The organism is Crenothrix polyspora, assembly GCF_900163755.1.
Classification (GTDB): Bacteria; Pseudomonadota; Gammaproteobacteria; order Methylococcales; family Methylomonadaceae; genus Crenothrix; species Crenothrix polyspora.
In genome coordinates this window covers 1-9467 of the sequence record NZ_FUKI01000061.1, presented here as the reverse complement: position 1 = coordinate 9467, position 9467 = coordinate 1, and the positions used below count along the sequence as shown (strand labels likewise).

Here is a 9467-nt window from a genome sequence, read left to right as displayed (position 1 = left end):
GACAGGCTCAGCACGAACGGTGGTGGCGTTTAAGTTGTTCAAGTTATTTCATGCACGTTCCTATTGAAAACGCTGTAATTAGATGTTGTTTGTAAATAATTGTTCCGTTTTAATGAGAGTCATACTATTTTTGCATACCAAATTTGCAGTGACTGCAAATTTGGTATGCCGGTAGTAGTAGATAATATGTTATTTCATATGTAATCAATATGTTAAGTTTAGGCACGATTTATGCTCAACAATAATTAGTTCTGTTTTTGAAAAAAACCTGTTTATTCGTAACACATTTTTTTGAAAATAACTGAGCTTTTCCATACCAATAAAGCATTAACTTAGCGGATGGATAAAAATATTGTTGATAACGCTAAAAAAAATCGGAGTCTATTGTGAATCATAAATTTTTAAGTATGGGGTACGCTGTATTGGGCGGTGCTGTGTTAATAACAGGCATGCAGCAAGCTTATGCGGCTAATCCGCTGGTGGCAGTAAAAACAGCAAACGTACCCTTAGTAGATGGCACAGTAGATGCCGTTTGGAGTAAAGGCACTGCGGTTACTGTAGCTGTTGGCGGTGGAAAAAATTTACCCGGTGGTAAAACCACCGTCACTTTAAAAGCTTTATACACCGACACAATGGTGTATTTTTTGGCGCAATATAAAGATCCTACCCAAAGTTTAATGCGTCATCCGTGGCAAAAACAAGCTGATGGGTCTTGGAAAAAGCTTAAAACACCCAATGCTGATGAGGATGAAAACAAATACTACGAAGATCGACTGTCTTTAATATGGAATATCAATACACCTTTATTTGAAACACAAGGCTGCGCGGCGGCGTGTCATTTGGGCGAGAAAAAACCTTACGGTAATATGTATACGCCTAAGGCCGGCCAAACCTTAGACATGTGGCATATAAAAAGTGTACGTACCGCGCCCGTTGGTCAAGCCGATGACCAATATATCGACAGCACTCGGTTTAGTGCTGCTAATGCGGATGCGGGTCGTCATTCCGATCCAAAAATCAGTGGTGGCTATACCGATAATGAAAACGCTGGTAAGACTATGCCAATGTATGCGTTATTGGGTAATAAAGTAGCGCCGCCGTATTGGTTGTTAAATGCCAAAAAAGTGCCTTTCGATAACACCAAGTACAAAGCAGGTGACACAGTACCCAGTATTATCGTCGCCCCTGTTAAAGGCGATAGAGGTGATATAGCTGCTAAAATGCTGTGGAAGAACGGTGTATGGACTTACGAATTTGCTCGTAAGCGCGTGACAGGCAGCAAGTTTGATGTGCAATTTAATAATTTAGCTAAATCTTATGCTTTTGGTGTGGCGGCGTTTGATAATTCCGAAGTACGTCATGCTTACAGTGCTGGCATACAGGTCTTAACGTTTAAATAGGCTGTATCTACACAGGGTAATTCTGTGGGATATGGCACAAAAAAGTGTAAACGTGTGGCATATCCCGCAATTTATAGAGTAATTTTTTTTATTATATTGATTATGTAGGATATTGTTTTATGGCATGGTAAGTGCCATATAATAATTTAGGTTTACCATTCAATCGGGTTACATAACTCACTGTGAGAACACATCATGTGCAATGCTGGTGTTTGGAGTAACCCGATCTTTTTTTAACCCCACAAGACGTGCCAAAGTACGTTTAATTTAATTGTTATACTAAAGGAAAATTATGAAATCAAAAATGACAACAATACCGTTATTAGCACTGGCATTATTAACAACAACGTTTAGCGTTAATGCCGTCGAAGTAGGTCAGCCTGCACCGGAATTTACTCTGCCAAGCTTGCAAAAAAATCAGCCGACTGCTTTAAAAGCACATTTAGGCAAGGTGGTCTATTTAGATTTTTGGGCCTCGTGGTGTGCGCCGTGCCGTACCTCTTTTCCGTTATTAAATAAACTGCACGAAAAACTGAAAGCCAAAGGTTTTGAAGTAGTCGCAATTAATGTCGATGAAGATAAAACCAAGGCGGAAAAATTTCTTCAAGAAATCCCTGTTGGTTTTACCGTGTTACACGATAGCAAAGGCGAATGGGCAGATAAATATGTGGTTGAGTCTATGCCAACGTCATTCATTATCGACAAAAAAGGCGTAGTGCAAAAAATACACCACGGCTTTACCGCTACTGATATTGATGAATTAGAACAAAAAATCACCGAATTGTTGGCAAAATAAGCGTTATTTATGAAGCTATATTACGGGTTATTGTTTATCAGTGCTGTGTTACTCAGCGGTTGTACGGAAGTAATGCCAAGGCAACGTGGCGCATTGGCGCTGCCGCAAATGGCTTTTACACCTGATCCTTTAGAATTTGGCTTTAGACAGCACACCGCATTCAGTAAAGAAGCAGCAGCAGGTGGCTATGGCGGCGGCGGAGGTGGTTGTGGCTGTAACTGATGGCAATAACGCTGTTATAGACCGATTTAATAAGACTTTTATAGCTGGGGATGTGGGTGAGTAATCAGGAAAAATCTAGTTTTGTTGCCTGTTTAAGTGTGGCGGCGTTAGCGTTGCCAGGCTTAATGCAAACAGCACAGGCAGGCCGTGTTGAAGAAAGCTATAACGCTGATTTTCAATACGGGCATTATTCTGAAAGTAGCTCGCGCATTGATGTTAACACCTACGAAGCTGCGCTGTCAGCGCCCATAGGCAAATCGATGACAGGATCGGTAGCACTGGTAAAAGATGTGGTGGCCGGGGCATCACCTAAAAATAACGCATTGGTTAATGGTGAGATTAAACAAGTTATCAGTGGCGCATCACAAAAAGCTTTAACCAGCGAATGCGGTAAATCCATTTGCGACAGCCGCGACGGCATCGCACCGTCGATAACCTATTTTTTTGACAGTGGTTCAGTTAATTTAAACGGCGGCTTTTCCAGAGAAAATGATTACACCTCGCGTTATGTAGGCACTGCGTTCAGTAAAGATTTTAATAAAAAACTCACTATGGCTAATTTCAGCGCGTCAGTGGCGTTTGATGAGATCGATCCTACGGATCGTCCTGCACTAAAAGGCAGTAAAACCACCCAGCAATATTTATTGGGTTTTTCGCAAGTGATTAATAAAGACAGCCTAATGCTGAGCAACGTTACCTTTGCCTACAGCAGCGGTTATTTATCTGACCCGTATAAGATGGTTAACTTTTACGATGGCGGGTTATATGTTGATTCCAGGCCGGATACCAGGCCACGCGACAAGTTTCAATTTGCCTGGTTAACCCAGTATATTCGGCATTTTGGTGATTTTAATGATGCCGCTTTACATGTCGATTACCGTTTTAGTACCGACAGCTGGGGCGTTAATGCCCACACCGCAGAAATCAGCTGGCATCAGCCGGTTGGGGATGGCTGGCAGATTATTCCACGCGTGCGTTATTATTCGCAAGATCAGGCAGATTTTTACCAAGCGGTGGGTAATGGTGATGCACTGCAAAAAGGCGTGTATTCCAGCGATTACCGATTGGCGGGTTTTGGTGCGGTGACAGCGGGTATTCATGTTAGCAAAGAGATTGTTGGTTTAACCCCGTTAACGCATTTAAAATTTCAGCTAGGAGGGGAGTATTATAACCACAGTGCCGGTTTGCAATTAGGCGGTAATAACGCCAGTAATTTTGCCGATTTTAATTATTTCTTAATTACCGGCTCGTTTAATTTAAAGTTTTAGACCCGCGCATACGTTGCCGGTTTAAGGGTGTGTTGCTATGAGGATTGATGTGATGAAAAATACCTTACCCATTATTTTATTGTTTTTAATGAGTTTACTGTGGGTAGATATTGTTTTTGCCGAAGCACCGACCGCGCAAGTGGGTGTTAATGTCATTAATGCAAAAACCTGGCCGACGCAGTATAAAATTACCTTGACGATTCCTAAAGATCATCATGCGTATTTAGATAAGGGTACGGAAAATATCTATCTACCGGTTGCCTTTGATAGCGAAGCGAAGCTTGCTAACGCAGGCATCAAGATCGATAAAATAGAAAAACCAGCCGGTGTTTATGATGCCGAAGTGAAAGCCACCGTGTTACGTGAGCAAGGTGACTTTATGCTATCACTGGCGCAAGTTGGTAAAGCGGTGACTGTTGCAAATACCGCTGTAGATATTGATTACCAACTGTGCAATGACGTGACGCATGTGTGTTTTCGTCCACAACACACCCGAGCAGAATTACCATTGCCTGCGCTAGTAGCCGTTGTTACAAAAACAGTTGCGCCTCCTGTAGAGCAGGAGTCGTTGAGTTTTACCGATAAACTATTGTCTTTGTTTAAAACCAATAAAGACAATGCCTTCATTATGTTTGGTTTAATGTTGATTGCCGGTTTGTTATCGGTTGCGACACCGTGTGTTTACCCGATGTTGCCGATTACTTCGATGTTTATTGTTAATCGCGCTAACGGCAAAAAAGACAAAGAAAAACACCATGCCGGTGCCTACATGGTGGGTATGATCGGTACTTATATTGTATTGGGCTTACTGGCAGGGATGACCGGTGGTGCATTCAATACCTTTATGCAATCAGCAGCGGTTAATTTGGCGTTTGCGGTATTTTTTGCGTTTTTTGCGGTGGCTTTATTGGGCTTTTACGAGCTTAGCTTCATGCAAAACGAAGTGCATACGTTAGATCAAAAAACTACCCGTGTTAATGGCTTGGGTGGCACATGGATGATGGGTACTGTGGCAGGCTTGGTTATCTCACCGTGTGTAGGGCCAATTGTATTCGCGTTATTGTTGCAAGTGGCTGATAACATCGCCGCCAAAGCCGATGCCTTGGCCTTGGTCAATCAGAGCATGGGCTTTTGGGATAAATTGCTAGTCGCCTCACAGGGTGGTTTTATGATGGGCGGCTTTGGTTTGGGCGTGGCGTTACCGTTTTTTATCGTCAGCGTGGTTAAATTTAAAAAATTGCCCAAAGCCGGTTACTGGATGAATAAAATCAAATACGCCTTTGGTTTTATGATTTTGTATTTTGCCTATATCTACTTTGCTAAAGGCATGGGTGTATTGGGTGTTGATCCTGCTGTGACCGTATCGTTAGCAATTGGCATGGTCGCTATTTGGATTGCTGTAGTGCATTGCCATGTGTTAAGTTTGTTGCCGCGTGATGCCATGCCGAATGAAAAAATGCACCATTATTGTGGTGTTATTACCTTATTAATTGGTGGCTGGTTGATGGCATCGGGTATGGGAAATTTACCCTTTATAAAGACTACGCAAGCAGGCGGCGCATTGGCCAGTAACAGTACACAGGCTGTGGCAATGGCAGGCAATGAACGCGTTGCACATGAAGAAGCCGGTATTACCTGGTACAGAAGTTTTGCTGAAGCGCAGAAAGTAGCACAAAAAACCGGTAAACCGATCTTCATTGATTTTTATGCCAGTTGGTGTGCTAACTGCACTGCTTTTAAAGAGGAGGCCGCCAGTAATGAGAGTTTAAATCAAGCGCTACGTGAAAAAGCGATTGCGGTAAAGCTGATTGATAAAGAACCTGATTTTGAAAAATTCCGCATTGATCCTGAACACCGTCCATTAAAAATTGGCTTGCCGTATTTTGCTATTTTAACACCCGATGGCAAAGTGACCTGGTCAGGGACTGATTATAAAGCCACTGAGAAAATGGTATCAGTACTGGATGGTGACGCAGTTTAAAAATACGACTATCTTAAGGCAATAGTGTAGGTAGGCTGAGGTAACGAACTCAGTCTACCTCAGGAACGTGCATGAAATAACTTGAACAACTTAAACGCCACCACCGTTCGTGCTGAGCCTGTCGAAGCATGAACTTGCTCAAGTTATTTCGTGCGCGTTCCTCAGTCGTATTATCTTATCCCGTGTGTGGGTAGCCAAAATATTTTTTGAGAAGCGAGATGTTGTAGATGAATAAAAAAATACTCAGTGTTGCCACCTTGGTAATAGGATCGATAAGCGGTATAAGCGATGTTTTAGCAAAACCGGAATTTGTTATTCCAGCCGGTGCGACAGGGTGTACAAATTGCCATTTAGATGATTTCGGTTTTGGTTTTAAAGCCGGTGTTCTTGATGCGTTTAAAGGTGGATTGCCTGGGCTTAAGGCATTTTTACACCCAACACCTATAAAGTCTGGTGACAGTAAGCCGATATTGCACCCCATTAATACCTATTGGGATGTAACTGTGGGCGGTACGCCACTGGTGCTTCCGTTATTGGTTTCTGATGCAGAAGATGACATGTTTACTGTCAATATTTCAACGCCGACTAACGCTTTGCCGGTTAAAGGCGCAATTCTATCGCAGGAGCGTACCGATATAGCGAGCAATTTACCCGCTATTGATTTTAAATGGCGACCCACTGTCGCACAAGCTAATCAAACCTATACGGTTAATTTTACGGCACAAGAAAAAGGTACGGGACGCACGTTATTGTCAAATACAGTGACTGCGACGATCAATGTATGGCCTGCTCGCAAGACGGCGACTAAAAATGTCAATCAATTTAAAATACAACGCGCACAGTGGAGTAATAACACACTTACTCTTGCTGGTGCCGTTATTTTTAAAAATGGCTTAACTACGGCGCAACGTGCGGCAGCATTAAAAGCGCTTTATTTGAATATGAGAACTAACAGTGGATTGGTTGTAGGGACAGCATCGCATTTAACGGTTGATGCTAGCGGCAATTGGAAAAAAACCGTGCCTTTTAAAGCAGCGACAGTGCCTTGTACGGTTAAGCTGGAATACGAGGGTTTAAATGCAACCAGTCCTGTTAAATTAGCACCTAAAACCTGTTTGCAATAATTCTTACTCACGGTAAAGTGGATCCCTTAGTCAAGACAAAAAACTATCGAGTTTAAGAGGGTAACCTTTCACTTGCAGCGGAACGGCGCTGCCCCGTTATTACTTCTATTTCTGAACGGTTTCTTCTGTTTTACTGTATTTGTCTACAATCATTAGCTCACCCCCGCTTGCTGCAAGGCGGGGCAGTATCAGGTTAAGCCTTGCAGCGTGTCCCACCTTAAGTGAGTAACCTGTTTTTGACCAGCGAGAAACCTGACAGGGTCTTTTTCAATTATTCATCATCCCAATCTTCAAAAACCTCAGCCAAATCGATGGCTAAATCGGGGAATAACATGGGTATGGCAGCGCCATCTGCATACATGCGTTTTAATTGATAACGCCCCTTGTCATCCAACACAAACTGATGAATTGCTTGCTGTTCTGGATAAACCAGCCAATATTCGCTTACCCCGCTTTCTTCATACAAATCATACTTAATGTTCATTTCCCGCTTGGAATTACCTTTTGATACAATTTCAATGATCCAATCGGGCGCACCGTTACAACCTTGCTTATCCAATAAATCAGGATTACAAATCACGCATAAATCGGGTTGCACTACCGTGTGTATGTCTTTACTGGCTAACATAGATTTCTTGCGATCGTACAAACGTACATCAAAGGGCGCAGCGTAAATCCGGCATTTCTTATATTTAAAATAATTATGCAGCAAGGTTGTTAAATTTACAGAAATACTTTGATGCTTCACATTTGGCGCAGGCGACATCAGCGTAATTTTGCCTTTGATTAGCTCAACCGCTTCGCTAAATTGCCAGGTTAAATAATCGGCATAACTGTAGGTTTTGTTTAAATCTAATTGTGATAGTTCGGTAATTTTTGGCATGTGTTCAATCCTGTTTTGTATGGCATTTATAACCATAAAGTAAACGTGTTATTAACTGATGTTACGCAGGCAAACGAAGAATCAATGACTTACAAAGCAAAAAATAACTGTAAGTTATTGATAGTTCGTAGTCGGTGCGTAACATCAGTTATTAAGTTCACACAAGCGGGATATTTTTTCCGACAAGTTATTTTACTAAATACTGTTTTTACTGAAAATTATATCCCTTGCGTATGATCAACTGATTGTTTTTATTGATTTATTATTTATTGTATTTAAATTAATGAAAAATAACATTAAAAAATTATTTCGTAAAAATAAACAGCATAATCAAGTTTTGTTCAGCTTACGTTCATAATGACCAGATTACCATCTGTTTTCTGATTAAAAACGTACAACTTTTTGACATATTGTTTGGTTGGGTTTTTTGGATAAAATTTTAACCTCAATCGCGATTGTATGTTTGTATCAGTCTAATTAATATTATTATTTTTTAAGCGGTATTTCACAATATTTGCTGTGCTCATTGAGTTTATATAACAAGGAATTTCAAAAATATGTCGAAAAGAAATTTAAATCCAGTTAGATCGCAACAACAGTCTTTAAAAAAGCCTGTCAACGTAAAAAAAGCAGTGTTTATAGCGGCTACCATTATTTCACTCACAGGGGTAACATCTACAGCGCATGCTTGGTACGCGAATTGTTGGGGTGTTATACGAGGAACGCCTGGCAATGATTTTATATCCCAGACGGTTGGAAGCGGCTGGGGTGGTATATTTGCTCAAAGCAATGCTAATCAAAATGAATGTAACGTTAGGGTAACGGATTGGGCAGGTGGAAAGAATCGTCAAGATGTTGCCAATGCCGCTTGTGCTTCTGGACAGCCTAACAACTCTACTATAAGGGCTTGGTCATCCGTAGGTACATCAGGCTGGCGCTCTTCCCATTGGTTTGGTATCTTGACCAATATTCCCGCAAGTACAGTAAGAACTTATGTATGCCCCGCTGGTTCGATTAATCTAGTAGCCTCACTTTCCCTTCCAGTCACTAATCCTTCCACATTTAATATGGGTGGTGTAGCGTCTATGATTACCCTTCCTTATGACACCTTGCCAACTCAAGGGCATTGTATGAAATTGGCGGTAGCATACACTTTGTTGCCATCAATAATACCACCAGCAAGAGGAACTAAAATAGGAGGTGGGAATAATACTAATGGTTATGATAGTAATGCCCCATGGGGATATGCTTGGGATAGAGAAGCACATCAACGAGTTGCCCCGATTGCTGTTGACACAGTAACACCAGCTCAGTGTCATTTTTAATAAACCCTACCGCTTCAATTTTTTATACAGGCATACAACTATGATATTCAAAAAACAAAAACCATTTTTAATAGCCGTTACCATAATTCAATTGATGGGATTCTCTACTCTTGCAATGAGCAAAGCACTTCCTAATAATTGCGGAAATGTAACAGTACGAACTTGTCCAGCAGGTTCAATTAGCACAACAACTGGCTTGCCAGGTGTAACTAATGATAATCAGTGCAAAAAACTCGCTGGTGAAATAAACATAAACGCTTCAGTGCCAAATGGCTCTTCAATTGGTACTTGGGGTGTTGTTTCCGACAATAAAATATGGCAATACGTTGCTGCTATTGTTACCATCGAAAAAGGTTGTCTTGATCCAAACATTTAGCACGGTAATTACGACAAATATCAATGTTTTTACTCACATTGAGCGGCTATCACCCATAGGAAAGTTGATATATATTTGCTACCGTGGGGCCA

Annotated in this window: 9 protein-coding genes; 8 read left to right on the top strand and 1 reads right to left on the bottom strand. The window is 41.4% G+C overall.

The annotated features are described in order from the left end of the window. Window positions 1-386: 386 nt before the first annotated feature. From CRENPOLYSF2_RS03950 to CRENPOLYSF2_RS03925, 6 genes are all read left to right on the top strand, one after another. Window positions 387-1400, top strand: a complete 1014-nt coding sequence (locus tag CRENPOLYSF2_RS03950; RefSeq protein WP_087142664.1) for an ethylbenzene dehydrogenase-related protein — start codon at window positions 387-389, stop codon at window positions 1398-1400. 292 nt (window positions 1401-1692) lie between these two features. Beyond that, a complete protein-coding gene (locus CRENPOLYSF2_RS03945; RefSeq protein ID WP_087142663.1) occupies window positions 1693-2196 on the top strand; it encodes a TlpA family protein disulfide reductase in 504 nt (167 codons plus the stop codon). Between the two features lie 9 nt (window positions 2197-2205). Continuing rightward, complete coding sequence (locus tag CRENPOLYSF2_RS03940; protein WP_087142662.1) at window positions 2206-2418, top strand: DUF4266 domain-containing protein; 213 nt, start codon at window positions 2206-2208, stop codon at window positions 2416-2418. Between the two features lie 56 nt (window positions 2419-2474). Next, a complete protein-coding gene (locus CRENPOLYSF2_RS03935; protein ID WP_087142661.1) occupies window positions 2475-3686 on the top strand; it encodes a DUF3570 domain-containing protein in 1212 nt (403 codons plus the stop codon). 52 nt (window positions 3687-3738) lie between these two features. Then, complete coding sequence (locus CRENPOLYSF2_RS03930) at window positions 3739-5667, top strand: protein-disulfide reductase DsbD family protein (RefSeq protein ID WP_087142660.1); 1929 nt, start codon at window positions 3739-3741, stop codon at window positions 5665-5667. 227 nt (window positions 5668-5894) lie between these two features. Then, window positions 5895-6791, top strand: a complete 897-nt coding sequence (locus CRENPOLYSF2_RS03925; RefSeq protein WP_087142659.1) for a hypothetical protein — start codon at window positions 5895-5897, stop codon at window positions 6789-6791. A gap of 271 nt (window positions 6792-7062) precedes the next feature. On the opposite strand, the gene CRENPOLYSF2_RS03920 is transcribed toward CRENPOLYSF2_RS03925, so the two are convergent. Next, window positions 7063-7674: a Uma2 family endonuclease gene (locus CRENPOLYSF2_RS03920; protein WP_087142665.1), complete on the bottom strand. Its 612-nt coding sequence runs from the start codon at window positions 7672-7674 to the stop codon at window positions 7063-7065. Window positions 7675-8231: 557 nt separating this feature from the next. Between CRENPOLYSF2_RS03920 and CRENPOLYSF2_RS03915 the strand changes: the two genes are divergently transcribed. Beyond that, window positions 8232-8999 carry a hypothetical protein gene (locus tag CRENPOLYSF2_RS03915; RefSeq protein WP_087142658.1) on the top strand — a complete coding sequence of 256 codons (768 nt, stop codon included), beginning with the start codon at window positions 8232-8234 and terminating at the stop codon, window positions 8997-8999. Between the two features lie 40 nt (window positions 9000-9039). Next, window positions 9040-9375 carry a hypothetical protein gene (locus CRENPOLYSF2_RS03910; protein WP_087142657.1) on the top strand — a complete coding sequence of 112 codons (336 nt, stop codon included), beginning with the start codon at window positions 9040-9042 and terminating at the stop codon, window positions 9373-9375. Window positions 9376-9467 lie beyond the last annotated feature (92 nt).

Excerpts from the sequence above, each read along its gene's own strand:
- CRENPOLYSF2_RS03920 (WP_087142665.1), bottom strand. The coding sequence starts at position 7,674 with ATGCCAAAAATTACCGAACTATCACAATTAGATTTAAACAAAACCTAC.
- CRENPOLYSF2_RS03940 (WP_087142662.1), top strand. The coding sequence starts at position 2,206 with ATGAAGCTATATTACGGGTTATTGTTTATCAGTGCTGTGTTACTCAGC.
- CRENPOLYSF2_RS03945 (WP_087142663.1), top strand. The coding sequence starts at position 1,693 with ATGAAATCAAAAATGACAACAATACCGTTATTAGCACTGGCATTATTA.
- CRENPOLYSF2_RS03910 (WP_087142657.1), top strand. The coding sequence starts at position 9,040 with ATGATATTCAAAAAACAAAAACCATTTTTAATAGCCGTTACCATAATT.
- CRENPOLYSF2_RS03930 (WP_087142660.1), top strand. The coding sequence starts at position 3,739 with ATGAAAAATACCTTACCCATTATTTTATTGTTTTTAATGAGTTTACTG.
- CRENPOLYSF2_RS03925 (WP_087142659.1), top strand. The coding sequence starts at position 5,895 with ATGAATAAAAAAATACTCAGTGTTGCCACCTTGGTAATAGGATCGATA.
- CRENPOLYSF2_RS03915 (WP_087142658.1), top strand. The coding sequence starts at position 8,232 with ATGTCGAAAAGAAATTTAAATCCAGTTAGATCGCAACAACAGTCTTTA.